The organism is Pseudomonas sp. RIT623, assembly GCF_004519305.1.
GTDB lineage: Bacteria > Pseudomonadota > Gammaproteobacteria > Pseudomonadales > Pseudomonadaceae > Aquipseudomonas.
The window spans coordinates 351063-377163 of record NZ_SOZA01000001.1 but is presented as its reverse complement, the minus strand read 5'-3'; the positions used below and the strand labels follow the sequence as shown (position 1 = coordinate 377163).

Here is a 26101-nt window from a genome sequence, read left to right as displayed (position 1 = left end):
CAGTATTTTCTGGCTATCTGTATCGGTACCTGATCCGCACCCTGCGCAGGAGTATCCCGTGACGCTCTACTTCAACCTGGCCGAGCTGCTTGGCTCGCGCATCGAACAAGGCCTCTATCGCCCGGGCCAGCGCCTGCCGTCGGTGCGTGCCCTGAGTGTGGAACACGGCGTCAGCCTGAGCACCGTGCAGCAGGCCTACCGCCTGCTGGAGGACAACGGCCTGGTATCGCCCCGGCCCAAGTCCGGCTACTTCGTCGCCGAGGACCGCCAGCTCCCGGCCCTGCCCGACATCAGCCGACCAGCCCAACGGCCGGTGGATATCTCCCAGTGGGAACAAGTGCTGGAACTGGTGCGCGCCACGCCGCGCCCCGACGTGATCCAGCTAGGCCGCGGCATGCCCGATGTCGACAGCCCCACGCTCAAGCCACTGCTGCGCAGCCTGGCGCAGATCAGCCGGCGCATGGACATGCCCGGCCTGTACTACGACAACATCCACGGCAACGCCCACCTGCGCGAGCAGATCGCCCGGTTGATGCTCGACTCCGGCTGCCGCCTGGGCCCGCCCGACCTGGTGGTGACCACCGGTTGCCATGAGGCGTTGTCATGCAGCATCCGCGCGGTGTGCCAGCCCGGCGATATCGTCGCGGTCGACTCGCCCAGCTTCCATGGCGCCATGCAGACGCTCAAGGGCCTGGGCATGAAAGCCCTGGAGATCCCCACCGACCCGATCACCGGGATCAGCCTGGAGGCCCTGGAACTGGCCCTGGAGCAATGGCCGATCAAGCTCATCCAGATCACCCCCAGCTGCAACAACCCGATGGGCTACATCATGCCCGAAGCGCGCAAGAAGGCCTTGCTGACGCTGGCCCAGCGTTACGACGTGGCGATCCTCGAGGACGATGTGTATGGCGACCTGGCCTACACCTACCCGCGTCCGCGTACCCTCAAGTCATTCGACGACGATGGCCGGGTACTGCTGTGCAGTTCGTTCTCCAAGACCCTCGCCCCCGGCCTGCGGGTCGGCTGGGTGGCGCCAGGGCGCTACCTGGAACGGGTGCTGCACATGAAGTACATCAGCACCGGCAGCACCGCCTGCCAGCCGCAGTTGGCGGTCGCCGACTTCATCGCCGAAGGCCACTACCAACCGCACCTGCGGCGCATGCGCAGCCAGTACCAGCGCGGCCGCGACCTGATGTGCGACTGGGTGACCCGCTACTTCCCGCCCGGCACCCGCGCCAGCCGGCCACAGGGTGGTTTCATGCTATGGGTGGAATTGCCGGAAAGTTTCGATACGCTGCGCCTGAACCGCGCTTTACTGGAACAAGGTGTACAGATCGCCGTCGGCAGCATCTTCTCGGCCTCGGGCAAGTACCGCAACTGCCTGCGCATGAACTTCGCCGCCCGGCCGACGGCGCAGGTCGAGGCCGCCGTGCGCAAGGTCGGTGAAACCGCCCTTCGTCTACTGGATGCCGAACGCACCGACGGGTAACTTTGCGCCGCTTGCCACGGTCAAACCCCATAAGCCCTTGCTACACAGGACGATCCACCCTTGAGACTCCAGCGCGCCTTGCCTGTGCTGCTGGCGCTGCTGCTCGGCCTGTCGGGCTGCGCCAGCGTCGGCACGCCCCGCGAAGTCAGTCAGGCCCTGCCAGCCAGCGACTCGCCGTTCGGCCGTTCGGTGCAGCGCCAGGCCGCGCCCTACGAAGGGCGCTCGGGCTTTCGCCTGCTGCCCAACAGCAACGAGGCGTTTCGCGCCCGCGCCGAACTGATCCGTAACGCCCAGGCCAGCATCGACTTGCAGTATTACATCGTCCACGACGGCCTCAGCACCCGCGCGCTGGTACATGAGCTGCTGCGCGCCGCCGACCGCGGCGTGCGCGTGCGCATCCTACTCGACGACACCACCAGCGACGGCCTGGACAACCTGATGGGTACCCTCGCCGCCCACCCAAACATCCATATCCGCGTGTTCAACCCCCTGCACCTGGGGCGCAGCACCGGGGCGACCCGCGCCGTCGGTCGGCTGTTCAACCTGTCGCGCCAGCACCGGCGCATGCACAACAAGCTGTTCCTGGTGGACAACAGCATGGCCATCGTCGGCGGGCGCAACCTGGGCGACGAATACTTCGACGCCGAGCCCAACCTCAACTTCACCGACATCGACCTGCTGGGCGTCGGGCCTGTGGCCGCGCAGCTCGGCCACAGTTTCGACCAGTATTGGAACAGCGCCCTGAGCCGCCCCATCGGCGACTTCCTCTGGTGGCCGCCCGACGCTGACGACCTGTGGCGCAGCCGGCAGCGCCTGGAAGTGTCCCTGGCCCAGGCGCGTACCCAGCGCAAGGCCCTGTACGACCGGCTCATGGCCTACCAGACCGAACCGCGCCTGGACATCTGGCGCAACGAGCTGATCTGGGCCCACGGCCAGGCACTGTGGGACGCACCCAGCAAGGTACTGGCCGATGACGAGCCAGACCCGCAACTGCTGCTGACCCAACAACTGGCCCCGGACCTGAACGCCGTGCACAAGGAGCTGATCCTGGTGTCGGCCTATTTCGTGCCGGGCGAACCGGGCCTGCTGTACCTCACCAGCCGGGCCGATGCCGGCACCTCGGTCAAGCTGCTGACCAACTCGCTGGAGGCCACCGATGTGCCAGCGGTGCACGGTGGCTACGCGCCCTACCGCCGCGCCCTGCTGGAGCACGGCGTACAGCTGTACGAGCTGCGCCGCCAGCCCGGCTCGCCGCGACTGCGGCTTGGCTTTCACGGCAGCTCTGATTCGAGCCTGCACAGCAAGGCGATGGTCTTCGACCGACGCAAGACCTTCATCGGCTCGTTCAACTTCGACCCGCGCTCGGTGTTGTGGAACACCGAAGTCGGCGTGCTGGTGGACAGCCCGGAGCTGGCTGAGTACACCCGCGAACTGGCGGTGCAGGGCATGGCCCCGGCACTGAGCTACCAAGTGAAGCTGGTGGACGGCAAGCTGGCCTGGGCGACCGAGGACAATGGCCAGCGGCACATGCTGGCGACCGAGCCCGGCGGACTGTGGCGGCGCTTCAATGCCTGGATCAGCAAGGCGGTCGGGCTGGAGAAGATGTTGTAATTGGGATTGCTCGGGGGCGCTTTGCGCCCCTTTCGCGGCACAAGGCCGCTCCTACAGGAGACCGCGATCTTCTGTAGAAGCGGCCTTGTGCCGCGATGGGCTGCGCAGCAGCCCCAGGATGGATCAGGCCGACGCCGGCTCGAAGGCACCCCGCCGCCGGGTCAGCAACACCAACCCCGCCGCGCCCACCGCCATCAGCAACGGCAACGCATGCCCGCTGATCCATTGGCTACCCGCCCCAGCCAGCAACGGCCCGATCAGGCAGCCAATCCCCCACAGCTGCGCCACATGGGCGTTGGCCCGCACCAGCGCGTCATCCCGGTAGCGCTCGCCAATCAGCACCAGCGACAATGTGAACAAGCCACCGGCACTGGCGCCGAACAGCACCCATAACGGCCAGATCGCCAGCGTATGCAACAGCAACGGAATCGCCAGGCTCGACAGCAGCAGGGTCACGGCGCAACCGCTGAACAGCGTGCGCCGCGACATGCGGTCGGCCAGTGCGCCAATCGGCAGTTGCAACAGCGCATCCCCCACCACCACCGTGCTGACCATGAACAAGGCCACTTCAGTCGTGAAGCCCTGCTGCAGGCAGTACACCGGCAACAGGGTGAGGATCATCGCCTCGAACGCGGCGAACAAGGCGATGGCCCAGGCGATCACCGGAAGGCGCCGGCAGAAGCCGAACAGGTCGACGAGGGTAACGCTGCACGCCTCGGTGGTCGGCGCGCCACCGCGCCCCAACAGGATCAACGGCGCGACCAGCAACAAGCCGGTAGCCGCCCAGAACCCGAAATCATCGTCCGAGCCCAGGAAACCCAGCACCAGCGGCCCGGCCAGTTGGCTCAGGGCATAACTGCTACCGTACAGCGCCACCAGCCGACCACGCCACTGCTCGACCACCAGTTGGTTGATCCAGCTTTCGCCGAGGATGAACACCACTGTCAGCGACATGCCGATCATCAGTCGCAGCAACAGCCACAGCGTATAGCTGGGCAGCAGCGCCAGCAGGCCGATCGACAACGCCCCGCCCCACAGGCACAAGCGCATGGCCGTGGGTACGCCGACCCAGCCAGCAAGGCGGCTGGACAAGCTGGCACCGACCAGCACGCCGAGCGCCGGCATCGCCGCCATCACGCCAATGGCAAACCCACCGTAGCCCCAGCCCTCCAGGCGCAAGGACACCAGCGGCATGCTCACGCCGAGCGCGAGCCCGACACTGAGCACTGCGGCCAGTACGGCAAAGTAGGTTCCCCAACGCATCACAGCCTCCTTTCAGCGCAAATCGTGTATGACAGAGACGACAAAGCCGGGACGGCGTGAACCGGCCCGGCTGTCTGCGGATCATCGCGGGGCAAGCCCGCTCCCACGAGCCCCGCAATGAGACGTTACTGGATCACAGCTTGATCCAGGTCGCCTTCAGCTCGGTGTATTTGTCCAGGGCGTGCAGCGACTTGTCACGGCCGTTGCCCGACTGCTTGAAGCCACCGAACGGCGCGGTCATGTCGCCGCCGTCGTACTGGTTGACCCAGACGCTGCCGGCACGCACGGCGCGGGCGGTGTTGTGGGCCTTGGAGATATCCGCGGTCCAGATCCCGGCAGCCAGGCCATACGGCGTATCGTTGGCAATCGCCACCGCTTCTTCGGCGGTGTCGAAAGTGATCACCGACAGTACCGGGCCGAAAATCTCTTCCTTGGCGATCTTCATGGCATTGGTCACGCCGTCGAAGATGGTCGGTTCGACGTAGGTGCCGCCGGTTTCTTCGAGGATGCGCTTGCCACCAGCCAGCAGCTTGGCACCGTCCTGGTGACCGGCGTCGATGTACGACAGCACGGTGTTCATCTGCTGGGTATCGACCAGTGCGCCGACGGTAGTCGCCGGATCCAGTGGGTTGCCTGGCTTCCAGGCCTTGAGGGCCTCGACCACCATCGGCAGGAACTTGTCCTTGATCGAGCGCTCGACCAACAGGCGCGAACCTGCGGTGCAGACTTCGCCCTGGTTGAAGGCGATGGCACTGGCCGCGGCCTCGGCGGCGGCCTGCAGGTCAGGGGCGTCGGCGAAGACGATGTTCGGGCTCTTGCCACCGGCTTCCAGCCAGACGCGCTTCATGTTCGACTCGCCGGCATACACCATCAGTTGCTTGGCGATCTTGGTCGAGCCGGTGAACACCAGGGTGTCGACGTCCATGTGCAGGGCCAGGGCCTTGCCCACGGTGTGGCCGTAGCCTGGCAGCACGTTCAGCACGCCTTTCGGGATACCGGCCTCGATGGCCAGCTGGGCGATACGGATGGCGGTCAGCGGCGACTTTTCCGATGGCTTGAGCACGACCGAGTTACCGGTGGCCAGGGCGGGGCCGAGTTTCCAGCAGGCCATCAGCAGCGGGAAGTTCCAGGGCACGATGGCGCCAACCACACCCACTGGCTCGCGGGTAACCAGGCCGAGCTGGTCGTGCGGGGTCGGCGCGACTTCGTCGTAGACTTTGTCGATGGCTTCGGCAGTCCAGTGGATGGCCTGGGCCGCGCCGGGAATGTCGATGGAAGAGGAGTCACCGATCGGCTTGCCCATGTCGAGGGTTTCGAGCAGGGCCAGTTCCTCGACGTGCTTGCGCAGCAGATCGGCGAAACGGATCAGCTTGGCCTTGCGCTTGGCCGGGGCCAGGCGCGACCAGGCACCGGATTCGAACACCGCGCGGGCGTTGTCGACGGCGCGGTTGGCGTCGGCCAGGTCGCAGCTGGCGACCTTGGCCAGGAAGCGTCCGTCCACCGGGCTCAGGCAGTCGAAGGTTTCACCGGAGGCGGCATCGGTGTATTCGCCGTCGATGAAGGCACGGCCTTCGATCTTCAGTTGCTGGGCACGCTGTTCCCAGTCCGCACGAGTCAGGGTGGTCATAGGAAACTCCTCTCTTGTTAAGGTGCAACGCCGCACTGAGGACTCACGGGCGCTGTCAGAAATTCTGGCCGGGCGACGAACGCACACCGGCACCCGACACCCTAAACCAGGGCGGGGAAACTATCAATATATTTGACACGAATGGCCTAAACGCCTACTGATGTGCATTTTATTAAACAACAACAGGGGAACCACCATGAGCATCGCCAGCATCGTCGATTTTGCCCAGGTACTCACCGAGGCCGAACGCTACCGCCCGGCGGCGGAGAAAATCCTCAAGGGCGAGCCTGACCAGGCTGTCTACAACCATTACGCCAGCCCCTGCGGGCAGTTCGCCGCCGGCGTCTGGGAGGGTGAGGTGGGGCAATGGACGGTGAGCTACACCGAGCACGAATACTGCGAGATCGTCCAGGGCGTGTCGGTGCTGCGCGACCAGGACGGCAACGCCAAGACCCTGCGCGCCGGTGACCGCTTCGTCATCCCGGCCGGCTTCAAGGGCACCTGGGAGGTGCTGGAGCCGTGCCGCAAGATCTACGTGCTGTTCGAGCAGAAGTAAGCACGGGGAGCGGGCTTGCCCGACGATGCCGTTCGGACAGGCATAAAAAAACCCGCGTCCTTTCAGATGCGGGTTTTTTCAGGTTGCCGATCAATTACTTGATCTTGGCTTCCTTGTACACCACGTGCTTGCGGACGACCGGATCGTACTTCTTGATCTCGATCTTGTCCGGAGTGGTGCGCTTGTTCTTGTCGGTGGTGTAGAAGTGGCCGGTACCGGCACTCGAAACCAGACGGATCAATTCACGCATGACGTTCTCCTTAGAACTTTTCGCCGCGAGCGCGCAGCTCGGCCAGCACTACGTCGATACCACGCTTGTCAATGACGCGCATGCCTTTGGCGGATACGCGCAGACGCACGAAACGCTTCTCGGACTCAACCCAGAAACGGTGGTGCTGCAGGTTCGGCAGGAAACGACGACGGGTTTTGTTGTTTGCGTGGGAAATGTTGTTCCCGGTTACTGGACCCTTACCAGTAACTTGACAGACTCTCGACATGACTCAGCCCTCTAAAACCACATGCCCAACCCGGCATGGGTTGGCCGCTTAATCTCTCAGTCTTTGGCGCCAGGCGCCGTGATTCTGGAGGTCTTATCGACCGGATCCGCTGATGCGACAGGCCGAGCCCCTAGAAAAGAGCGCTGCTTTATACCAGAAAGACTACGCTGCAACAACAGAAGATGAGCATCGCCGTGCTGCAAATTGCGCGCGAGCAGCATAGCGACTCGCCCGCCGCACTGTCGACCACTCGTCGCCAGGCAATGGAAAAAGGGAGTGGTCATTTCGGAAAACGCGCACTAGGGTAGGACGATTTCCAGACTGCACCGGCAGATGGGCCATCTCACCAGCCAAGGAGCCACCATGCGTGCCGCCGCCCTCTCCCTCTTTTTCACCGCGCTGTGCACCGCCGGCCTGGCCCAGGCTGCGCCGCTGGCGGTATGCACCGAAGCCAGCCCCGAAGGCTTCGACGTGGTGCAGTACAACTCGCTGACCACCACCAACGCCTCGGCCGACACGCTGATGAATCGCCTGGTCGAGTTCGACGCCGAAGCAGGCAAGGTGGTGCCGAGCCTGGCGCAAAGCTGGACGGTGTCGCCCGACGGCCTGATCTACGACTTCAAGCTGCGCCCGGACGTGAAGTTCCACACCACTCCTTACTTCAAGCCGACCCGCGAACTGGACGCCGACGACGTGCTGTTCAGCTTCCAGCGCATGCTCTATCCCGCCCATGCCTGGCACAAGACCGCTCCAGGCGGCTATCCGCATGCGCAATCGTTGCAACTGGGCAGCCTGATCAAGGCCATCGATGCGCCAGATCCGCATGCCGTGCGCTTCACCCTGACCCACGCCGACGCCACCTTCCTGGCGACCCTGAGCATGGGCTTCGCCTCGATCTACTCGGCCGAGTACGCCGACAAGCTGCTCAAGGCCGGCACCCCGGAAAAACTCAACAGCCAGCCGATCGGCACCGGGCCGTTCGTGTTCCAGCGCTTCCAGAAGGACGCCATGGTGCGTTACCGCGCCAACCCGGATTACTTCGCCGGCAAGCCAGCCGTCGACCCACTGATCTTCGCCATCACCCCGGACGCCAACGTGCGCCTGCAGAAGCTCAAGCGCGGCGAATGCCAGGTGGCCCTGTCGCCCAAGCCGCTGGACATCGCCGAAGCCGGCAAGGATGGCAACCTCAAGGTCGCCACCACCCCGGCGTTCATGACCGCCTTCGTCGCTATCAACAGCCAGCACCCACCACTGGACAAACCCGAGGTGCGCCAGGCGATCAACCTCGCCTTCGACAAGCCGGCCTATCTCAAGGCCGTGTTCGAAGACACTGCCATCGCCGCCAACGGCCCCTACCCGCCCAACACCTGGAGCTACGCCAAGGACCTGCCCGGCTACGCCATGGACCACAAGAAGGCCAAGGCGCTGCTGGCCAAGGCGGGCCTGGCCAAGGGCTTCGAGACCACCATCTGGACCCGCCCGTCGGGCAGCCTGCTCAACCCCAACCCCAGCCTGGGCGCGCAGATGCTCCAGGCCGACCTGGCCAAGATCGGCATCAAGGCCGAGATCCGCACCATCGAGTGGGGCGAGTTGATCCGCCGTGCCAAGGCCGGCGAGCATGACTTGCTGTTCATGGGCTGGGCCGGCGACAACGGTGACCCGGACAACTTCCTCAGCCCGCAGTTTTCCTGCGCGGCGGTCAAGTCGGGGACCAACTTCGCACGGTTCTGCGACAACCGCCTCGACCAGTTGATCAACGCCGGACGCACCACCAACGACCAGAGTGTGCGCAGCCGCCTCTACCAGCAGGCGCAGACGCTGATCCAGCAGCAGGCACTGTGGCTGCCACTGGCCCATCCGACGGCGGCGGCACTGTTGCGCCAAGGCGTGGAGGGTTACCAGGCGAACCCGTTCGGGCGACAGGATTTCAGCAAGGTATCGGTGATTCGCTGAGATCTGGTTGGCTGGACCGGCTCCTACGGGTTAAACCGGTAGGCGCCGGCGTGCCGGCGAAAGAGCCAGCAAGGCCTGTCGCAAGCTAACCCGCCAACCACCCATGCTCGACCATCGACAACGGCTCACCCTCACCGACGATGACATGATCCAGCACCCGGATATCGATCAACGCCAGTGAACGCTTCAAGACCTGCGTCAAGTGCACGTCGTCCTGGCTCGGCTCGCAACTCCCCGACGGATGGTTGTGGCACAGTATCAACGCCGCCGCGTTGTGCAGCAGCGACCGACGCACCACCTCCCGCGGGTAGATGCTCGCCCGGTCGATCGTGCCGCGAAACAGGATCTCGAACGCCAGCGGACGGTGCTTGGTATCCAGGAACAGGCAACCGAACACCTCACTGGCCTCATGCCGCAACATGGCCTTCAAATAGCGCCGCACGGCCTGCGGGCTATCCATGGCCGACTCGCGCTCGATAGCCATCGCCAGGTGCCTGCGACCGATTTCCTGCAATGCCTGCAACTGGCTGAACCTGACCGGGCCCAACCCCAGCTCGCCGACAAACGCCTCGCGGTCGGCCTCAAGCACCTGGCGCAAGCCGCCAAACCTGCGCAACAGACCGCGCGCCAGCTCCAACACATTACGCCCGCGCACCCCGGAACCGAGAAACACCGCCAACAGCTCGGCATCCGACAAGCTACCCGCCCCCCGCAGCAGCAGTTTCTCCCGCGGCCGCTCCTGCGGCGGCCACTCCCTGATGTTCATGCCCCCCCCCTCCTGCGTTACTGCGGCCCCTCCGGGCGCTGTGTTAATCTAGTTCGCTTCGCAGATGCGACGTTCTGCCGCAGGCAGCCAACGTCGCCACCCGCTTTCACTGGAATAAGGCAAGGCCTATGCAGCGGTTGTATCGCAAGCGCATCGTTCTCGGCGTCGGTGGCGGCATCGCCGCCTACAAGAGCGCCGAGCTGATTCGCCGACTCCTGGAACACGGCGCGCAGGTGCGCGTGGTCATGACCCGAGGTGGCGCCGAGTTCATCACCCCGCTCACGCTGCAGGCGCTGTCCGGCCACCCAGTGCACCTGGATCTGCTCGACCCCGCCGCCGAAGCCGCCATGGGCCATATCGAGCTGGCCAAATGGGCCGACCTGGTGCTGATCGCCCCGGCCACCGCCGACCTGATGGCACGCATGGCCCAGGGCATGGCCGACGACCTGCTGACGACCCTGGTGCTGGCCACTGACGCCACCGTGGCCGTGGCCCCGGCGATGAACCAGGCGATGTGGCGCGACCAGGCCACGCAAGACAACCTCGAACTGCTCAAGCGCCGCGGCATCCAGGTGTTCGGCCCGGCCTCGGGTAGCCAGGCCTGCGGCGACGTCGGCCTGGGCCGCATGCTCGAAGCCACGGACCTGGCCTGGTGCGCGGCCGAGAGCTTCAAGCGCGAAGCCCTGACCGGCAAGCACGTGCTGATCACCGCCGGTCCGACCCAGGAAAATATCGACCCGGTGCGCTACATCACCAACCATAGTTCAGGGAAAATGGGCTTCGCCCTGGCCGAGGCGGCCGCCGAGGCTGGGGCCCGGGTAACCCTCGTCACCGGTCCGGTGCACCTGCCGACGCCTGATCGGGTCAGCCGCATCGACGTGGTCAGCGCCCGAGACATGCTCGCGGCCTGCGAGGCGGCCATGCCCTGCGACCTGTTCATTGCCTCGGCTGCGGTCGCGGACTACCGCCCTGAGGTCGTCGCCCCGCAGAAGCTCAAGAAAGATCCCACCACCGGCGACGGCATGCTGCTGCAGATGGTGCGCAATCCCGATATCCTTGCGACCATTGCCGGTCGTGCCGATCGCCCGTTCAGCGTCGGCTTCGCCGCCGAAACCGAGCACCTGCTCGACTACGCCACGCGCAAGCTCAAGGACAAGAACCTCGACCTGATCGTCGCCAATGATGTGGCCAACCCCAGCATCGGCTTCAACAGCGAGGAAAACGCCCTGACCGTGATCGACCGGCAGCAGCATCAAACCCTCTTCGCGCAGACCAGCAAAGGCAAGATTGCCCGCCAGTTGGTCGCCTTCATCGCCGAACGGCTCAACCAGGTTCAATAAGTTACATGCACGCTCTTCAAGCCAAGATCCTCGACCCACGCCTGGGCTCCGAATTCCCCCTGCCGCAGTACGCCACCCCTGGCTCGGCCGGCCTCGACCTGCGCGCCCTGCTCAAGGAGGACACCGTCCTCGAGCCGGGCCAGACCCTGCTGATCCCCACCGGCCTGTCGGTGTACATCGGCGACCCGGGCCTGGCCGCCATGATCCTGCCGCGCTCGGGCCTGGGCCATAAGCACGGCATCGTGCTGGGCAACCTGGTCGGCCTGATCGACTCGGACTACCAGGGCGAGCTGATGGTGTCCTGCTGGAACCGCGGCAACACGCCATTCACCATCACCGTCGGCGAGCGTATCGCCCAGCTGATCCTGGTGCCGGTGGTACAGGCGCACTTCGACATCGTCGAGCAGTTCGACGAGACCCAGCGCGGCGCCGGCGGCTTCGGCCACTCGGGCACCCGCTGAGTCGACAGCCGACCGTCGGGGCCATGGATGGCGAACTCTCTGGCGAAAGCACCGTCCAAGCGTTCAGTTTGTGCCTGCCCAGAAGCCTTTGAATACTTGGAGTCCCAGAGATGAACGACATGGCCCAGCTGGTCCCCGCACTGCCCGACAGCATCTTCCGCGCCTATGACATCCGCGGCGTGGTCGGCAAGACCCTGCATGCCGAGACCGCCTACTGGATCGGTCGCGCCATCGGCGCCCAGACCCTCGCCCAGGGCGAGCCACAGATCTCGGTCGGCCGTGATGGTCGACTGTCCGGCCCGATGCTGGTCGAGCAACTGATCAAGGGCCTGGCCGACGCCGGTTGCCAGGTCAGCGATGTCGGCCTGGTGCCGACCCCGGCGCTGTACTACGCGGCCAATGTGCTGGCCGGCAAGTCGGGCGTGATGCTCACTGGCAGCCATAACCCATCGGACTACAACGGTTTCAAGATCGTCATCGCCGGCGACACTCTCGCCAACGAGCAGATCCAGGCCTTGCTGACGCGCTTGAAGACCAACGACCTGACCCGCGGCGAAGGCCGCGTGGAAAAGGTCGAGATCCTTGATCGCTACTTCCAGCAGATCGTCGCCGACGTGAAGCTGGCCAAGCGCCTGAAGGTGGTGGTCGACTGCGGCAACGGCGCGGCCGGCGTGGTCGCTCCGCAACTGATCGAAGCGCTGGGCTGCGACGTCATCCCGCTGTTCTGCGAAGTCGACGGCAACTTCCCCAACCACCACCCGGACCCGGGCAAGCCCGAAAACCTGGTCGACCTGATCGCCAAGGTGAAAGAGACCGGTGCCGATATCGGCCTGGCCTTCGACGGTGACGGCGACCGCGTCGGCGTGGTGACCAACACTGGCAGCATCGTCTACCCCGACCGTCTGCTGATGCTGTTCGCCCAGGACGTGCTGTCGCGCAACCCAGGCGCCGAGATCATCTTCGACGTCAAATGCACCCGCCGCCTGACCCCGCTGATCGAACAGCATGGGGGCCGCGCACTAATGTGGAAAACCGGCCACTCGTTGATCAAGAAGAAGATGAAGCAGACCGGTTCGCTGCTGGCCGGCGAGATGAGCGGGCACATCTTCATCAAGGAGCGCTGGTACGGCTTCGACGACGGCATCTACAGCGCCGCGCGCCTGCTGGAGATCCTCAGCAAGGCCAGCCAGGACGCCGAAAGCCTGTTCGCCGCGTTCCCGAACGATATTTCCACGCCGGAAATCAACATTGATGTGACCGACGAGGGTAAATTCAGCATCATTGATGCTCTGCAACGCAACGCCGACTGGGGCGATGCCAGCCTGACCACCATCGACGGTGTGCGGGTCGACTACCCCCACGGCTGGGGCCTGGTCCGCGCCTCCAACACCACGCCGGTGCTGGTGCTGCGCTTCGAGGCCGACAGCGCGGCGGAGCTCGACCGTATCAAGGCTGTATTCCGCACGCAGTTGCTGCGGGTCGAACCAGGCCTGCAACTGCCGTTCTGACGACTATCCGTTCCTTACCTGGAGCCCTGCATGACCCTCGATCGCGATGCCGCTTCCCATGTAGCCGAGGTTTTGTCCGAAGCACTGCCTTACATCCGCCGCTTCGTCGGCAAGACCCTGGTGATCAAGTACGGCGGCAACGCGATGGAGAGCGAGGAGCTCAAGACCGGCTTCGCCCGTGACATCGTGCTGATGAAGGCCGTGGGCATCAACCCGGTGGTCGTGCACGGTGGCGGCCCGCAGATCGGCGACCTGCTCAAGCGCCTGTCGATCGAAAGCCGCTTCGTCGACGGCATGCGCGTCACCGACGCGGCGACCATGGACGTGGTGGAGATGGTCCTGGGCGGCCAGGTCAACAAGGACATCGTCAACCTGATCAACCGCCATGGCGGCAGCGCCATTGGCCTGACCGGCAAGGACGCGGAACTGATCCGCGCCCGCAAGCTCACCGTCACCCGCCAGACGCCCGAGATGACCACCCCGGAAATCATCGACATCGGCCACGTCGGCGAAGTCGAGAGCGTCAACACCGACCTGCTGAACATGCTGGTCAAGGGCGACTTCATCCCAGTGATCGCGCCGATCGGCGTGGGTGCCAACGGTGAGTCCTACAACATCAACGCCGACCTGGTGGCGGGCAAGGTGGCCGAGGCGCTGAAAGCCGAGAAGCTGATGCTGCTGACCAACATCGCCGGCCTGATGGACAAGCAAGGTGAAGTCCTGACCGGCCTGACCACCGAGCAGGTCAATGAACTGATCGCCGACGGCACCATCTACGGTGGCATGCTGCCGAAGATCAAATGCGCGCTGGACGCCGTCCAGGGCGGGGTCAACAGCTCGCACATCATCGACGGCCGCGTGCCCAATGCCGTGCTGCTGGAGATCTTCACCGACAGCGGCGTGGGCACCCTGATCACCAACCGCAAGCCGCGCTGATCCAGCCGGGCGCAGACCGTAGGAGCCAGCTTGCTGGCGAAACAAGCACCGCAGTGCATGGCACCGTCTACGCCGGTGTGAGCCGGCAAGCCGGCTCCTACGGACCTTGCGCCGACACACGCAAGAAGATGGCTCAAGGCCACCAACCTTCATCTTTGACCATCAAGAATCCCGGTAAACTGCCGAGACAACGTGGCAGAATGCACGCTCGTTGCAAATAGTTTCTATTTACCTGGAGAACTCGCGTGAAATACGCATCACAAGGACTCGTGCTGGCAGCCGCCCTGGCTGTCGGGTCCATCGCCGGCTGCGCCACTGAAACCTCCACCGCTGTTGCCGTGCAACAGGTCGAAAGCGTCAACCGCCCCTACAGCGGCGTGCGCACGCCCATCGCCGTGGGTAAGTTCGACAACCGCTCCAGCTACATGCGCGGCATCTTCTCCGACGGCGTCGACCGCCTCGGCGGCCAGGCCAAGACCATCCTGATCACCCATCTGCAGCAGACCAACCGGTTCAATGTGCTGGACCGCGACAACATGGGCGAGATCCAGCAGGAAGCCGCCATCAAAGGCCAGGCCCAACGCCTGAAGGGCGCCGACTTCGTGGTCACCGGCGACGTCACCGAGTTCGGCCGCAAGGAAGTCGGCGATCACCAGCTGTTCGGCATCCTCGGCCGTGGCAAAACCCAGATCGCCTACGCCAAGGTGGCGCTGAACATCGTCAATATCAGCACCTCCGAGGTGGTGTACTCCAGCCAGGGCGCGGGCGAATACGCCTTGTCCAACCGCGAAGTCATCGGCTTCGGCGGCACCGCCAGCTACGACTCGACCCTCAACGGCAAGGTCCTCGACCTGGCCATGCGCGAAGCGGTGAACAAGCTGGTCGGCGCCGTCGAAAGCGGCCAGTGGAAACCCCAGGCCCAGTAACGCGAACAAGCCAAGGAAGACCGTTCGATGAACATCACCTCCCCGGCCCTGCGTACCGTCGCGGGCCTGTTGCTGGGCGGCGCCCTGCTGTCCGGCTGCAACACCCCGAAACCCCTGTACCAATGGGAAAGCTACCAGCCGCAGGTCTACAGCTACCTCAAGGGCGACTCCAAGGAAGAACAGGCAATCGCCCTGGAGCGCGACCTGGAGAAGATCAAGGCCAAGAACGGCGCCGTGCCGCCGGGCTATCACGCCCAGCTTGGCCTGCTCTACTCCAGCCTGGGCAAGGATGACCAGATGATCCAGCAGCTGCGCACCGAGAAGGCGCTGTTCCCCGAGTCGGCCAAGTACATGGACTTCCTGATGAGCAACGCCAGCAAAGGGGCCAAGCAATGATCCAGCACCTGTCCCGCCTGATCGTCGGCGTTTGCGTACTGGCGCTGTTCGCTGGCTGCGCCGAGCGCAAGAGCATCGACTACTCGGCCTACAAGCAGAGCCGGCCGAAATCGATCCTGATCCTGCCGCCGCTGAACGAGTCGCCGGATGTAAAAGCCACCTACAGCATGCTGTCCCAGGCTACCTACCCACTGGCCGAAGCCGGCTACTACGTGATGCCGGTCGCCCTGGTGGACGAGACGTTCCGCCAGAACGGCATGACCACGCCGGCCGATATCCATCAGCTGCCAGTGGCCAAGCTGCAGGAGATCTTCGGCGCCGACGCTGGCCTGTACGTGACTGTCAGCGACTACGGCACCCGCTACATGATCCTCAGCAGCGCGACCATCGTCACCGCCAGCGCCAAGCTGGTCGACCTGAAGACCGGCGCCACCCTGTGGACCGGCAGCGCCACCGCCTCGAGCGAGGAAGGCCGGCAGAACCAGGGCGGCTTGATCGGCATGCTGGTAGCCGCCGCGATCAACCAGGTCATCAGCAGCGTGCAGGACGATGCCGGCTACCCGATCGCCGGGATCACCAGCGCGCGCCTGCTGTCGCCGTACCCCAACGGTGGGATCTTGTACGGGCCACGTTCGCCGAAATACGGTACCGACTGACCGATAACGGTAGGAGCCAGCCTTGCTGGCGAACCAGGCGACGCGGTTAATGGCACCGGCTACGCCGGTGTTCGCCGGCAAGCCGGCTCCTACGGATTCACGCCCGCTTTAGAGTCTTCCCACAGCAATGCCGGACAGGTACTACAACACCTGTTTTCATCGCCTGATTAGCATGGACACTTCTCACACTTAGGAGATCCAGCGATGAAAAAAGACGAGGTACCCTACGGCAGCGATGTTTCCGCAGGCAGCTACGCATGCGCGGATTGCGGTTACGAGTACTCCAACCAGAGCAAGAAATCATTGCCGCCCTGCCCCGACTTCAACGTCATCCCCCACCCCAAGCGTGCGTGGAAGATCCTCACTGGCGCCGGCGATGCCGAGCGGGATCCCTACCCCAATGGCCGTTGAATCACAGGCATGAAAAAAGGCGACCCTCAGGTCGCCTTTCTCGTGGCCGCTGCTACCTCAGATACCGTACTGGGCACGGTAGGCTTCGACCGCCGGCAAATGCTGCTTGAGCTGCGGATCGTCGGCCAGGAACTCCAGAACCTGGGTCAGCGAAACGATGCTGACCACCGGGATACCAAAGTCGCGCTCGACTTCCTGAATCGCCGACAGCTCGCCATTGCCGCGCTCTTCGCGGTTCAACGCGATCAGCACGCCAGCGGCCTTGGCCTGCTGGGCGTTGATGATCTGCATGACCTCGCGGATAGCGGTCCCGGCGGTGATCACGTCGTCGATGATCAGCACGTCACCGGCCAGCGGCGCGCCGACCAGGCTACCGCCCTCGCCGTGATCCTTGGCTTCCTTGCGGTTGAAGCACCACGGCACGTCGAGCTGGTGCTGTTCGGCCAGGGCCACCGCAGTGGCCGCCGCCAGCGGAATACCCTTGTACGCCGGGCCAAAGAGCACATCGAAGGGGATCTTGCTGTCGACGATGGCCGCGGCGTAGCAACGCCCCAGCTGGGCCAGCGCGGAACCTGTATTGAACAGGCCGGCATTGAAGAAATACGGGCTGGTACGCCCCGATTTCAGGGTGAATTCACCGAAGCGCAGAACGCCGCGATCGATGGCAAAACGGATGAAGTCGCGCTGATACGGCTGCATGAAAGGTCCCGGACACCACGGATTTAGCTAAATGTGTTGAGCTCGGGTATCATACACGCACGAGATTTTTGGGGCCATTTATGCGGATCATCAGTGTGAACGTAAATGGCATTCAGGCTGCGGCCGAGCGTGGATTGCTCAGCTGGCTGCAAGCCCAGAATGCCGACGTCATCTGCCTTCAGGATACCCGCGCCTCGGCCTTTGAACTCGACGACCCAGCTTTCCAGCTCGATGGCTATTTCCTTTACGCCTGCGATGCGGAGGTGCCCACCCAAGGTGGCGTGGCACTGTATTCGCGCATGCAGCCCAAGGCAGTCATCACCGGCCTGGGCTTCGAGACGGCCGACCGTTACGGGCGCTACCTGCAAGCGGATTTCGACAAGGTAAGTATTGCCAGCCTGCTGCTGCCTTCGGGCATGAACGGCGATGATGACTTGAACCAGAAGTTCAAGTTGATGGACGACTTCGCCAAGTACCTGGACAAGCAGCGTCGCAAGCGTCGCGAATACATCTATTGCGGCTCGTTCTACGTGGCGCAGCAGAAGCTCGACATCAAGAACTGGCGTGACAGCCAGCAGGCGGTCGGCTTCCTGCCGCCAGAGCGCGCCTGGATGGACGCGATCACCGGCGACATGGGCTATGTCGATGCGCTGCGTGAAGTCAGCCGCGAAGGCGACCAGTACAGCTGGTGGCCAGACAACGAACAGGCCGAGATGCTCAACCTGGGCTACCGTTTCGACTACCAGATCCTCACCCCAGGCCTGCGCCGCTTCGTACGCAACGCCCGCCTGCCGCGCCAACCGCGCTTCTCGCAGCATGCGCCGCTGATCGTCGACTACGACTGGACGCTGACCATCTAAACGCATTGGGGCCGCCTCGCGGCCCATCGCCGGCAAGCCGGCTCCTACATGGATCGTGCAAAACCTGTAGGAGCCGGCTTGCCGGCGATGGGCCGCAAGGCGGCCCCGATTGCTATCTGTCAGTCAGCCAGGGCGGCGTTCTGCAGCTCGAAGATCTCGCTCATGCCTTTTTGCGCCAGCGCCAGCATGGCGTTGAAGTCTTCAGGCTGGAACGGCGCGCCTTCGGCGGTGCCCTGCACCTCGATGAAGCCACCGGCGCTGGTCATGACCACGTTCAGGTCGGTCTCGGCGGCGGAGTCTTCGAGGTAGTCGAGATCGAGTACCGCCTCGCCCTGGTACATGCCCACCGACACCGCGGCGATCATGTGCTTGAGCGGGTTGCCGCCCTTGAGGCCGCCGCGCTTCTTGATCACCGCCAGGGCGTCGCACAGGGCGACCATGGCACCGGTGATCGAGGCGGTGCGGGTACCGCCATCGGCCTGGATGACATCGCAGTCGACGTACAGGGTGATGTCGCCGAGCTTGCTCATGTCCAGTGCGGCGCGCAGCGAGCGGCCGATCAGGCGCTGGATCTCGAGGGTGCGCCCGCCCTGCTTGCCACGGCTGGCTTCGCGCTGGTTACGTTCGCCAGTGGAACGCGGCAGCATGCCGTACTCGGCGGTCAGCCAGCCTTGGCCCTGGCCCTTGAGGAAGCGGGGAACACCATTTTCGACGCTGACCGTGCAGATGACCTTGGTGTCACCGAACTCGACCAGTACCGACCCCTCGGCGTGCTTGGTGTAGTTGCGGGTAATGCGGATCGAGCGGAGCTGATCGGCGGCGCGACCACTTGGACGTTTCATCTGGGATACCTGTACCGGGACATTTGAATCTGTCGAGCATTATAGAGCCCGACGCCCGCTGAAGACATGCCTATCGTCGTACCCGCGCTACCTGTCGCCTTTTCCCATCGACTTACGCACCTGCCGGTAGCATGGGCGCCTGGGCCGCACTGCGCTACAATCCTGCGCCTTGCAGCCGGAAGGCTCTCCCCCTATTCACCTGAAGTCGCGAGGTACGCCCCATGGTGCACAGCATGACCGCATTTGCCCGTGTCGAGCGCGCAGGCAGCCAAGGCACCCTGGCCTGGGAGCTGCGCTCGGTCAACCACCGCTATCTCGAACCCCACCTGCGCCTGCCCGAGGCCCTGCGCGACCTCGAGGGCGCGGTGCGTGAAGGCCTGCGCCAAGGCCTGTCGCGCGGCAAGGTCGAATGCACCTTGCGCCTGAGCGAGGACAACGCCGGCAAGCCGCTACAGGTCGACCGCGAGCGCGCTGCGCAACTGGTCGCCGCCGCCGAGACCGTCGCCGGCCTGATCAAGCAGCCAGCCCCGCTCAACCCCCTGGAAGTGCTGGCCTGGCCTGGCGTGCTGGTGGCCGATGCAACCGACCCCCAGGCGCTCAACGCCGAAGCCATCGCGCTGTTCGACGAGGCCCTGGCCGAGCTCAAGGCTGGCCGGCAGCGTGAAGGTGCCGAACTGGCCCGGCTGATCAACGAACGCCTGGACAGCATGGCCAGCGAAGTCACCACCCTGCGCGCCCTGGTGCCGCAGATGCTGGCGGCGCAACGGCAGAAAGTCCTCGACCGTTTTAGCGACATGCAGGCCGAGCTCGACCCACAGCGCCTGGAGCAGGAGATGGTCCTGCTGGCGCAGAAGAGCGACGTCGCCGAGGAACTCGACCGCCTCAGCACCCACGTCACCGAGGTGCGCCGAGTGCTCAAGTCCGGCGGCGCTGCTGGCCGGCGCCTGGACTTCCTGATGCAGGAGCTCAATCGCGAAGCCAACACCCTCGGCTCCAAGGCGTTCGACCCGCGCAGCACCCAAGCGGCGGTCAACCTCAAGGTGCTGATCGAGCAGATGCGTGAACAAGTACAGAACATCGAGTAAGGCCACCCCTACCATGAACCACAGCAGCGGCACCCTCTACATCGTCTCGGCCCCGTCCGGCGCCGGCAAGACCAGCCTGGTCACGGCCCTGATCAAGGACGACCCGCGCGTACGCGTATCGGTCTCCCACACCACCCGAGCCATGCGCCCGGGCGAGGTGCACGGGGTGAACTACCACTTCGTGATTCACGAAGAGTTCAAGACACTGATCGCCCAAGGCGACTTCCTTGAGCACGCCGAGGTGTTCGGCAACTTCTACGGCACCTCGCGCAGCGCGCTGCAGGAAACCCTCGACCAGGGCTACGACCTGATCCTCGAGATCGATTGGCAAGGTGCCCAGCAGGTACGCAAGCTGATGCCCGAGGCGCGCTCGATCTTCATCCTGCCGCCAAGCCAGGAGGCCCTGCGCCAGCGCCTGGACGGTCGCGGCCAGGACAGCGAGGAAATCATTGCCGGACGCATGAAGGAAGCGGTCAGCGAGATGGTGCACTACGACGAATATGAGTACGTCATCATCAATGATGACTTCGCCGTGGCCCTGGAAGAGATGAAGGCGGTGTTCGCCTCGAACCGCTTGCTGCTGGAAAAGCAGCAACAACGCCATGGCGCGCTGCTGAAACAGCTGATCGGCTGAACGCGCATTCGCCGGCAAGCCGGCTCCTCCGGGCGCGACGCCAAACCTGTAGGAGCCGGCTTGCCGGCGAAGGGCTGCCAAGCAGCCCCATTCTTCATTCCTGCAGTGGGATGGTCGCCTGCTGACGCAGGGTAGCCCCCAGGAAATACGCCGGCGCCCGCAGGCGGGACAGCATCATCAGCACGATCCCCAGTGCCGAGATGATCGCCGCGATCACGAACACCAACCCCAGCCCAGCCACATGCGAGCCGCTGCCGAAGTCCGGCGAAGCGCTGTCGATGGCGGTGCGCACGAAGATCACCGACAGGATCACCCCACCCACCAGCGGGCACACGCCGCGCATGAAAAAGTGCCGCACGCTGTCGAACAGGCTGTGGCGGAAATACCAGACACAGGCGAACGCGGTCAGCGAGTAATAGAAGCAGATCATCATGCCCAGCGCGGTGATGGTGTCGGCCAGCACGTTCTCGCTGAGGGTGCGCATGGTCACGTAGAACACGCCCGCGGCGATACCGGCGCAAATGGTCGCGTAGCGTGGCGTCTGCGAACGCGGGCAGACCTTGGCGAAGCGCTGTGGCACGGCACCGTAATAACCCATGGCCAGCAGCGTGCGCGCCGGCGACACGAAGGTCGACTGCAGCGAGGCGGCGGTACTGGCCAGCACGGCAATGGACATCAGGATCGCCAGCGGCCCCATGACCGGGCCGGCCAGGTGGGCGAAGACGTTTTCCTGGATACGCGGGTTGCCCAGGCCCAGGCCTTGATCGCTGATCCCGGCGAACTGCAAGGTGGCGATGGCGGTGAGCAGGTACAAGCCGAGAATCAGCAGCACAGTCCAGGTGGCGGCCTTGCCCGGCACCTCTTCGCTACCCACCGACTCTTCGCTGACGGTCAGGCACACGTCCCAGCCCCAGAAGATGAAAATAGACAGCGACAGGCCGGCGGCAAAGGCGGAGAACGACTCGACACCGAACGGGTTGAACCAGGCCAGGTCGAACGCCAGCGGCGGCGGCGCGGTGGTTTCGCCGAAGGCGGCGAAGGCAAAACCGATCAACACCAAGAGCTGCAAGGCCACCAGGCCATATTGCACCGTCATGGTAGTGGCCATGCCGCGGCAACAAATCCACACCGCCAGGGCGATGAACACGCAACAGGTGCTGACGTTGACCAACAGGTTGTCGGCCAGGGCCGCCAGCGCCTGGTTGCCGGTGATCTGCGCGAGGAACAGATAGAAGAAGTCCACCGCCACGCCCGCCAGGTTGGACAGCACGATGGTGGTGGCCACCACCAGCCCCCAGCCGCCAATCCAGCCGATCATCGGGCCAAAGGCGCGGGCCGACCAGGTAAAGGAGGTGCCACTATCAGGCTCCGCCGAATTAAGCTCGCGGTAACCTAGGGCCACCAGCAGCATCGGCAGGAAGCCGACGATGAACACCGCGGGCAGGTGAGCGCCGACTTCGCGCACGGTCGGGCCAAGCGCGCCGGTCAGGGTGTAGACCGGGGCGATGGTGGAGATGCCCAGCACGACGCTGGCCAACAGGCCGAGCCGCCCCTTGGCCAGGCCCTTGCTGCGCTGGGTGTTGCCCGAGTCGGACGCCGCGTCGGGTGGACGCCCGGCTTCTGTGTATTCATTCATGAGTCTGCGCCGTAACTATTGGAATTGTTTTCACAGGCCCGCCGTAGAGGGCCCGCTTTCACTCATTGAAAGCTCGCGGTGGGGGCACGGTCATCCAGGACCTTCGGCTAACGTCAGGGTGTTTCCCGACGCACCCCCTCCCGTGCAGCATGGGCAATGCAAGCCTCGCGGAACGCCTCGAACAGGCGCAGCGAAACCGGGTTTTCGGCGAAACGCCATTCAGGGTGCCACTGCACGCCAAGCACAAAGCCCGGCGCGTCAGGCATCGACACCGCTTCGATCAGGCCATCCGGGGCCCGTGCCTCGACACGCAGGCCCGGGGCCAGGCGGTCGATGCCCTGGCTGTGCAGCGAGTTGACCTCGAACTGCGCAGCCAGGCCCAGGCGCTCGAACACTCCGCCAGGCTCAATGCCGACCGGGTGCCGAGGGCCGTACTGCACCTCCAGGGGTGCGTCCTCAGGTTCGCGGTGATCCAGGTAGCCGGGCAGTTCCTGCACCCGCTGGTGCAAGCTGCCACCCAGGGCCACGTTCAGCTCCTGGAAACCACGGCAGACGCACAACACCGGCACGCCGGCGACGATCGCCGCCTGCAGCAGGGGCAACGTCAGCCGGTCGCGCGCCAGGTCATGGCGGGTACCTTCCACGCTGGGCGCGCCATTGTAATGATGCGGCTCGACATTTGAAGGCGAACCGGTAAAAAGAATGCCATCCAGGCGTGCCAGCAGCGCCTGCGGGTCGCTGCCACCATCACGCGCCGGCAGGATCAGCGGCAGCCCGGCGAAGCCCGCGGCCTCGACGTACTTGTCACCCACCGTGTGCGACGAGTTCTTCCCCACCTGCTGGCGGCAGGCGCTGACACCGATCAAGGGGACCGCAATTGCGCTCATGGGCTTACACCGTGTGCAGGTACCAGTTGTACTCGAGGTCGGAGATCGACACTTCGAACTCGGCCAGCTCGCTCTCCTTGCAGGCCACGAAGATATCGATGTAGTCCGGGCTGATGTATTGGTTGAGCACTTCGCTGTCGTCCAGCGCGCGCAAGGCGTCGCGCAGGTTGTTCGGCAGGCTCTGCTCCAGTTGCTCGTACGAGTTGCCCTCGATTGGCGCGCCCGGCTCGACCTGGTGGGTCAGGCCGTGGTGGATGCCGGCAAGGATCGCCGCGAGCATCAGGTACGGGTTGGCATCGGCACCGGCCACGCGGTGCTCGATGCGCACGTTGTCACTGCTGTCGGTGGGCACGCGCACGGCCACGGTACGGTTGTCCAGGCCCCAGCTCGGTGCGTTGGGCACGTAGAACTGGGCGCCGAAGCGGCGATAGGAGTTGATGTTCGGGCAGAGGAAGGCCATCGACGCCGGCATGGTCTCCAGCACGCCGCCGATGGCATGGCGCAGCGCGTCGCTTTGCAGCGGGTCGTCGTTGGCGAAGATGTTCTTGCCGGTTTTCTTGTCCAGCAGCGAGATGTGCACGTGCAAGCCGTTACCCGCTTGGCCCGGATAGGGCTTGGCCATGAAGGTGGTGTCCATCTCATGGTCATAGGCGACGTTCTTGATCAGGCGCTTGAGCAAGATCGCGTAGTCGCAGGCCTTGAGCGGGTCGGCGACATGATGCAGGTTGACCTCGAACTGCGCCGGGGCGCTTTCCTTGACGATGGCGTCGGCCGGCAGGCCTTGTTCCTTGGCAGCCTCGAGCATGTCCTGCAGGCAGTCGGCATATTCATCGAGGTCGTCGATCAGGTACACCTGGGTCGACTGCGGGCGCTTGCCCGAAAGCGGCGAGCGTGGCGGCTGTGGCCGGCCGTTGAGGTTGTCCTGGTCGATCAGGTAGAACTCCAGCTCGAAGGCCGCGCAGATATCCAGGCCCAGGGCATCGAACTTGGCCACCACCTGGCGCAGCACTTCCCGCGGGTCGGCGAAGAACGGCGCGCCGTCCAGCTCGTGCATGGTCATCAGCAACTGGGCGGTCGGGCGTTTCTGCCACGGCTCGTCGGACAGCGTGCCGGGGATCGGGTGGCAGACACGGTCGGCGTCGCCGATGTCCAGGCCCAGGCCGGTGCTTTCGACGGTCGAGCCGTTGATGTCGAGGGCGAACAGCGAGGCCGGCAGGTTGATGCCCTTTTCGTACACCTTGTGCAGGCTGGCGCGCTCGATGCGCTTGCCGCGCACCACCCCGTTCATGTCGGAGATCAGCAGGTCGACGTACTGGGTATCCGGATGGGCATCCAGGAACTCATTCATCTCGCGGGAAGAACTGGCGCACGGGGAGACCGACGTCATGGCTGTACATCCTTCGATTTGGAGCGGCGATGTGGGAACTGCGGATGACGCCTCGAAAGGCGACGATGGTGCTGCTGTTGTTCTTTTCACTGGCCCATCGTTGGGGGCTGGTCGCCGACCGGGTGCATTGATTCCGGGGGGCCGTTTCACTATAAAATGGCCCCCACGCAACAGACATTGGCATTTCGGCAAGCAGAGCGTGCATCGATGCAATATCAGATCAACCATGCGGACCTCGCCCTGGTCCTGGCGCTGGAACGCGGGCGCTCCCTGGCCAAGGCCGCCGAGCTGCTCAAGGTCGACGTTTCCACGGTGTTCCGCTCGATCCGGCGACTGGAATCGGCACTGGGCACCGCGCTGTTCGTCAAGAGCCGCAAGGGCTACCTGCCCACCGACACCGCCCAGGCCCTGGCCGAGCAGGCCGAACGCGCCGAGCAGGCGCTGGACGCCGCGCGTATCGCCCTGACCAGCGGCGAGCAGGTGGTCAGCGGCACGGTGCGCCTGACCTGTACCGAGGCGGTGCTGCACAGCCTGCTGTTGCCGGCGCTGGCCGAGTTCATGCCCAACTACCCAGCGCTGTCGCTGGAAATGGGCACCTCCAACACCTTCGCCAACCTCAGCCGACGCGACGCCGACATTGCCCTGCGCCTGACCAATACGCCACCGGAGCACCTGGTGGGCCGTTGCCTGGGCTCGACCAGCTACGTGATCTGTGGGCGTGCGCAGCTGCGCGAGCGGCTCGATGCCTCGCCCGCCAGCGTGCCGTGGATCGCCCCCGACGACTCCATGCAGGACCACGCCACCGTGGTCTGGCGCAACCAGTATCACCCAGGGCTGATCCCGCGCTACCAGTGCAGCGGCATGTCGACCATCGCCCAGTTGGTGACCACCGGCCTGGGCGTGGCGGCGCTGCCCGACTACATGGTTCACGCCCTGCCGGGGGTAGAGGCGCTGAGCGGCCCACTACCGGGCTGCGACACCCAGCTGTGGCTGCTGACCCGCCCGGATTGCCGGGCCTTGCGTTCGGTGCAGACGCTGTTCGAGGAGTTGACCCCGCGCCTGCGCGACGCAATGTTGCGTTAACGCGTCAAGGGCGGTTGTGTCGGCGATGGACGGCAAGCTATTGTCGGGCATCGGCGGTTGGCTCCAATTGCCTGGATCGGCCCTATCGCGGGTCAAGCCCGCCCCCACCTTGCCCCGATTCGGGAACACATGCGTGGGAGCAGGCTTGCCCCGCGATACAGGCGCCACAGGTACACCCGATAAAACAGCCCTTCCCTATTGGCTGGTGATTTTTTAAACTATCGAGTCCGCCTGCCCATTCTGGGCGCACGCCTACCGCATTTGCTACTGAGGAAGACCATGGCCCGCGTAACTGTTGAAGACTGCCTGGAACACGTGGATAACCGCTTCGAGCTGGTCATGCTCTCGACCAAGCGCGCCCGCCAGCTGGCGACCGGCGGCAAAGAGCCGCGCGTTGCATGGGAAAACGACAAGCCCACCGTCGTCGCCCTGCGTGAGATCGCCGAAGGTATCGTCACTCCTGAATTCATCGCCGCCGAAGAGATCGTCACCGAAGATCCGGTGTTCGCCGCATTCGAGGACGAGAACAACGAGGCGGTCTGATTGATGCCTAGTCGACACCGTGCGGCGCAAGGCCCTCTTCTTCAGCAAG

26 protein-coding genes and 1 pseudogene are annotated in these 26101 nt (G+C 64.6%); 17 read left to right on the top strand and 10 right to left on the bottom strand.

What is annotated here, in order from left to right; translation table 11 throughout:
- Positions 1–58: 58 nt before the first annotated feature.
- Positions 59–1489, top strand: coding sequence for a PLP-dependent aminotransferase family protein (locus tag E3U47_RS01790; protein WP_134689209.1), 1431 nt, complete (start codon positions 59–61; stop codon positions 1487–1489).
- A gap of 60 nt (positions 1490–1549) precedes the next feature.
- Positions 1550–3100, top strand: a complete 1551-nt coding sequence (locus E3U47_RS01785; protein WP_134689208.1) for a phospholipase D family protein — start codon at positions 1550–1552, stop codon at positions 3098–3100.
- 123 nt (positions 3101–3223) lie between these two features.
- On the opposite strand, the gene E3U47_RS01780 is transcribed toward E3U47_RS01785, so the two are convergent.
- Both E3U47_RS01780 and E3U47_RS01775 read right to left on the bottom strand, forming a co-directional pair.
- A complete protein-coding gene (locus E3U47_RS01780; protein ID WP_134689207.1) occupies positions 3224–4363 on the bottom strand; it encodes an MFS transporter in 1140 nt (379 codons plus the stop codon).
- A 133-nt stretch (positions 4364–4496) separates the two neighbouring features.
- The gene (locus E3U47_RS01775) at positions 4497–5990 is read right to left on the bottom strand and encodes an aldehyde dehydrogenase (RefSeq protein WP_134689206.1); all 1494 of its coding nucleotides are present in this window, start codon (positions 5988–5990) and stop codon (positions 4497–4499) included.
- A gap of 196 nt (positions 5991–6186) precedes the next feature.
- Here E3U47_RS01775 and E3U47_RS01770 point away from each other — a divergent pair, with 196 nt between their 5' ends.
- Positions 6187–6546 carry a cupin domain-containing protein gene (locus tag E3U47_RS01770; RefSeq protein WP_134689205.1) on the top strand — a complete coding sequence of 120 codons (360 nt, stop codon included), beginning with the start codon at positions 6187–6189 and terminating at the stop codon, positions 6544–6546.
- A 94-nt stretch (positions 6547–6640) separates the two neighbouring features.
- On the opposite strand, the gene rpmG is transcribed toward E3U47_RS01770, so the two are convergent.
- Together rpmG and rpmB are read right to left on the bottom strand one after the other, a co-directional pair.
- On the bottom strand, positions 6641–6796 hold the full coding sequence (gene rpmG, locus E3U47_RS01765; protein ID WP_003253507.1) for a 50S ribosomal protein L33: 156 nt from the start codon (positions 6794–6796) through the stop codon (positions 6641–6643).
- 10 nt (positions 6797–6806) lie between these two features.
- On the bottom strand, positions 6807–7043 hold the full coding sequence (gene rpmB, locus E3U47_RS01760; RefSeq protein ID WP_003258972.1) for a 50S ribosomal protein L28: 237 nt from the start codon (positions 7041–7043) through the stop codon (positions 6807–6809).
- 363 nt (positions 7044–7406) lie between these two features.
- Here rpmB and E3U47_RS01755 point away from each other — a divergent pair, with 363 nt between their 5' ends.
- A complete protein-coding gene (locus E3U47_RS01755) occupies positions 7407–8996 on the top strand; it encodes an ABC transporter substrate-binding protein (protein WP_134689204.1) in 1590 nt (529 codons plus the stop codon).
- 85 nt (positions 8997–9081) lie between these two features.
- Here the strand turns inward: E3U47_RS01755 and radC are convergent, their stop codons facing one another.
- On the bottom strand, positions 9082–9762 hold the full coding sequence (radC, locus tag E3U47_RS01750; protein ID WP_134689203.1) for a DNA repair protein RadC: 681 nt from the start codon (positions 9760–9762) through the stop codon (positions 9082–9084).
- 128 nt (positions 9763–9890) lie between these two features.
- On the opposite strand from radC, the gene coaBC reads away from it, so the two are divergent.
- The 8 genes and pseudogenes from coaBC (at position 9891) to E3U47_RS01710 (ending at position 16396) form a co-directional block, all read left to right on the top strand.
- Entirely contained in the window at positions 9891–11102 is a 1212-nt protein-coding gene (gene coaBC, locus E3U47_RS01745; protein ID WP_134689202.1) for a bifunctional phosphopantothenoylcysteine decarboxylase/phosphopantothenate--cysteine ligase CoaBC, read from the top strand.
- Positions 11103–11107: 5 nt separating this feature from the next.
- A complete protein-coding gene (gene dut / locus E3U47_RS01740) occupies positions 11108–11563 on the top strand; it encodes a dUTP diphosphatase (RefSeq protein ID WP_134689201.1) in 456 nt (151 codons plus the stop codon).
- Positions 11564–11697: 134 nt separating this feature from the next.
- A pseudogene (locus E3U47_RS01735) lies at positions 11698–13071 on the top strand (phosphomannomutase/phosphoglucomutase); the annotation flags it as partial.
- A 30-nt stretch (positions 13072–13101) separates the two neighbouring features.
- Positions 13102–14007, top strand: coding sequence for an acetylglutamate kinase (gene argB / locus E3U47_RS01730; RefSeq protein ID WP_134689199.1), 906 nt, complete (start codon positions 13102–13104; stop codon positions 14005–14007).
- A gap of 245 nt (positions 14008–14252) precedes the next feature.
- The gene (locus E3U47_RS01725) at positions 14253–14933 is read left to right on the top strand and encodes a CsgG/HfaB family protein (protein ID WP_028689939.1); all 681 of its coding nucleotides are present in this window, start codon (positions 14253–14255) and stop codon (positions 14931–14933) included.
- A gap of 27 nt (positions 14934–14960) precedes the next feature.
- The gene (locus tag E3U47_RS01720) at positions 14961–15329 is read left to right on the top strand and encodes a DUF4810 domain-containing protein (protein ID WP_134689198.1); all 369 of its coding nucleotides are present in this window, start codon (positions 14961–14963) and stop codon (positions 15327–15329) included.
- Positions 15326–15985, top strand: a complete 660-nt coding sequence (locus E3U47_RS01715) for a DUF799 domain-containing protein (RefSeq protein ID WP_134689197.1) — start codon at positions 15326–15328, stop codon at positions 15983–15985. Before E3U47_RS01720 ends, E3U47_RS01715 begins: the two co-directional genes overlap by 4 nt.
- 204 nt (positions 15986–16189) lie before the next feature.
- A complete protein-coding gene (locus E3U47_RS01710) occupies positions 16190–16396 on the top strand; it encodes a hypothetical protein (RefSeq protein ID WP_134689196.1) in 207 nt (68 codons plus the stop codon).
- 57 nt (positions 16397–16453) lie between these two features.
- Here the strand turns inward: E3U47_RS01710 and pyrE are convergent, their stop codons facing one another.
- Positions 16454–17095: an orotate phosphoribosyltransferase gene (pyrE, locus tag E3U47_RS01705; protein WP_011536401.1), complete on the bottom strand. Its 642-nt coding sequence runs from the start codon at positions 17093–17095 to the stop codon at positions 16454–16456.
- An 80-nt stretch (positions 17096–17175) separates the two neighbouring features.
- On the opposite strand from pyrE, the gene E3U47_RS01700 reads away from it, so the two are divergent.
- Complete coding sequence (locus tag E3U47_RS01700) at positions 17176–17955, top strand: exodeoxyribonuclease III (RefSeq protein ID WP_134689195.1); 780 nt, start codon at positions 17176–17178, stop codon at positions 17953–17955.
- Between the two features lie 119 nt (positions 17956–18074).
- Here E3U47_RS01700 and rph read toward each other — a convergent pair whose 3' ends face one another.
- On the bottom strand, positions 18075–18797 hold the full coding sequence (gene rph, locus E3U47_RS01695; protein ID WP_134689194.1) for a ribonuclease PH: 723 nt from the start codon (positions 18795–18797) through the stop codon (positions 18075–18077).
- Between the two features lie 221 nt (positions 18798–19018).
- Between rph and E3U47_RS01690 the strand changes: the two genes are divergently transcribed.
- On the top strand, positions 19019–19882 hold the full coding sequence (locus E3U47_RS01690) for a YicC/YloC family endoribonuclease (protein WP_134689193.1): 864 nt from the start codon (positions 19019–19021) through the stop codon (positions 19880–19882).
- Between the two features lie 13 nt (positions 19883–19895).
- Complete coding sequence (gmk, locus tag E3U47_RS01685; protein ID WP_134689192.1) at positions 19896–20516, top strand: guanylate kinase; 621 nt, start codon at positions 19896–19898, stop codon at positions 20514–20516.
- 94 nt (positions 20517–20610) lie between these two features.
- Here the strand turns inward: gmk and E3U47_RS01680 are convergent, their stop codons facing one another.
- The 3 genes from E3U47_RS01680 to E3U47_RS01670 form a co-directional block, all read right to left on the bottom strand.
- Entirely contained in the window at positions 20611–22152 is a 1542-nt protein-coding gene (locus tag E3U47_RS01680; protein ID WP_134689191.1) for an APC family permease, read from the bottom strand.
- A 113-nt stretch (positions 22153–22265) separates the two neighbouring features.
- Positions 22266–23039 (bottom strand): gamma-glutamyl-gamma-aminobutyrate hydrolase family protein, encoded by a 774-nt coding sequence (locus tag E3U47_RS01675; protein ID WP_134689190.1) that lies wholly within the window; start codon positions 23037–23039, stop codon positions 22266–22268.
- 4 nt (positions 23040–23043) lie between these two features.
- Positions 23044–24426 (bottom strand): glutamine synthetase family protein, encoded by a 1383-nt coding sequence (locus E3U47_RS01670; RefSeq protein ID WP_134689189.1) that lies wholly within the window; start codon positions 24424–24426, stop codon positions 23044–23046.
- A gap of 207 nt (positions 24427–24633) precedes the next feature.
- Here E3U47_RS01670 and E3U47_RS01665 point away from each other — a divergent pair, with 207 nt between their 5' ends.
- Entirely contained in the window at positions 24634–25509 is an 876-nt protein-coding gene (locus E3U47_RS01665; RefSeq protein ID WP_134689188.1) for a LysR family transcriptional regulator, read from the top strand.
- Between the two features lie 279 nt (positions 25510–25788).
- On the top strand, positions 25789–26052 hold the full coding sequence (gene rpoZ / locus E3U47_RS01660; protein WP_008091595.1) for a DNA-directed RNA polymerase subunit omega: 264 nt from the start codon (positions 25789–25791) through the stop codon (positions 26050–26052).
- Positions 26053–26101 lie beyond the last annotated feature (49 nt).

What these genes read in the sequence shown, in the direction of transcription:
- dut (WP_134689201.1), top strand. Translation starts at nt 11,108, where the DNA reads ATGCACGCTCTTCAAGCCAAGATCCTCGACCCACGCCTGGGCTCCGAA.
- E3U47_RS01680 (WP_134689191.1), bottom strand. Translation starts at nt 22,152, where the DNA reads ATGAATGAATACACAGAAGCCGGGCGTCCACCCGACGCGGCGTCCGAC.
- radC (WP_134689203.1), bottom strand. Translation starts at nt 9,762, where the DNA reads ATGAACATCAGGGAGTGGCCGCCGCAGGAGCGGCCGCGGGAGAAACTG.
- E3U47_RS01665 (WP_134689188.1), top strand. Translation starts at nt 24,634, where the DNA reads ATGCAATATCAGATCAACCATGCGGACCTCGCCCTGGTCCTGGCGCTG.
- E3U47_RS01700 (WP_134689195.1), top strand. Translation starts at nt 17,176, where the DNA reads ATGCGGATCATCAGTGTGAACGTAAATGGCATTCAGGCTGCGGCCGAG.
- coaBC (WP_134689202.1), top strand. Translation starts at nt 9,891, where the DNA reads ATGCAGCGGTTGTATCGCAAGCGCATCGTTCTCGGCGTCGGTGGCGGC.
- E3U47_RS01780 (WP_134689207.1), bottom strand. Translation starts at nt 4,363, where the DNA reads ATGCGTTGGGGAACCTACTTTGCCGTACTGGCCGCAGTGCTCAGTGTC.
- rph (WP_134689194.1), bottom strand. Translation starts at nt 18,797, where the DNA reads ATGAAACGTCCAAGTGGTCGCGCCGCCGATCAGCTCCGCTCGATCCGC.
- E3U47_RS01690 (WP_134689193.1), top strand. Translation starts at nt 19,019, where the DNA reads ATGGTGCACAGCATGACCGCATTTGCCCGTGTCGAGCGCGCAGGCAGC.
- E3U47_RS01770 (WP_134689205.1), top strand. Translation starts at nt 6,187, where the DNA reads ATGAGCATCGCCAGCATCGTCGATTTTGCCCAGGTACTCACCGAGGCC.
- argB (WP_134689199.1), top strand. Translation starts at nt 13,102, where the DNA reads ATGACCCTCGATCGCGATGCCGCTTCCCATGTAGCCGAGGTTTTGTCC.
- E3U47_RS01715 (WP_134689197.1), top strand. Translation starts at nt 15,326, where the DNA reads ATGATCCAGCACCTGTCCCGCCTGATCGTCGGCGTTTGCGTACTGGCG.
- E3U47_RS01775 (WP_134689206.1), bottom strand. Translation starts at nt 5,990, where the DNA reads ATGACCACCCTGACTCGTGCGGACTGGGAACAGCGTGCCCAGCAACTG.
- rpmG (WP_003253507.1), bottom strand. Translation starts at nt 6,796, where the DNA reads ATGCGTGAATTGATCCGTCTGGTTTCGAGTGCCGGTACCGGCCACTTC.
- gmk (WP_134689192.1), top strand. Translation starts at nt 19,896, where the DNA reads ATGAACCACAGCAGCGGCACCCTCTACATCGTCTCGGCCCCGTCCGGC.
- E3U47_RS01710 (WP_134689196.1), top strand. Translation starts at nt 16,190, where the DNA reads ATGAAAAAAGACGAGGTACCCTACGGCAGCGATGTTTCCGCAGGCAGC.
- pyrE (WP_011536401.1), bottom strand. Translation starts at nt 17,095, where the DNA reads ATGCAGCCGTATCAGCGCGACTTCATCCGTTTTGCCATCGATCGCGGC.
- rpoZ (WP_008091595.1), top strand. Translation starts at nt 25,789, where the DNA reads ATGGCCCGCGTAACTGTTGAAGACTGCCTGGAACACGTGGATAACCGC.
- E3U47_RS01675 (WP_134689190.1), bottom strand. Translation starts at nt 23,039, where the DNA reads ATGAGCGCAATTGCGGTCCCCTTGATCGGTGTCAGCGCCTGCCGCCAG.
- rpmB (WP_003258972.1), bottom strand. Translation starts at nt 7,043, where the DNA reads ATGTCGAGAGTCTGTCAAGTTACTGGTAAGGGTCCAGTAACCGGGAAC.
- E3U47_RS01720 (WP_134689198.1), top strand. Translation starts at nt 14,961, where the DNA reads ATGAACATCACCTCCCCGGCCCTGCGTACCGTCGCGGGCCTGTTGCTG.
- E3U47_RS01755 (WP_134689204.1), top strand. Translation starts at nt 7,407, where the DNA reads ATGCGTGCCGCCGCCCTCTCCCTCTTTTTCACCGCGCTGTGCACCGCC.
- E3U47_RS01670 (WP_134689189.1), bottom strand. Translation starts at nt 24,426, where the DNA reads ATGACGTCGGTCTCCCCGTGCGCCAGTTCTTCCCGCGAGATGAATGAG.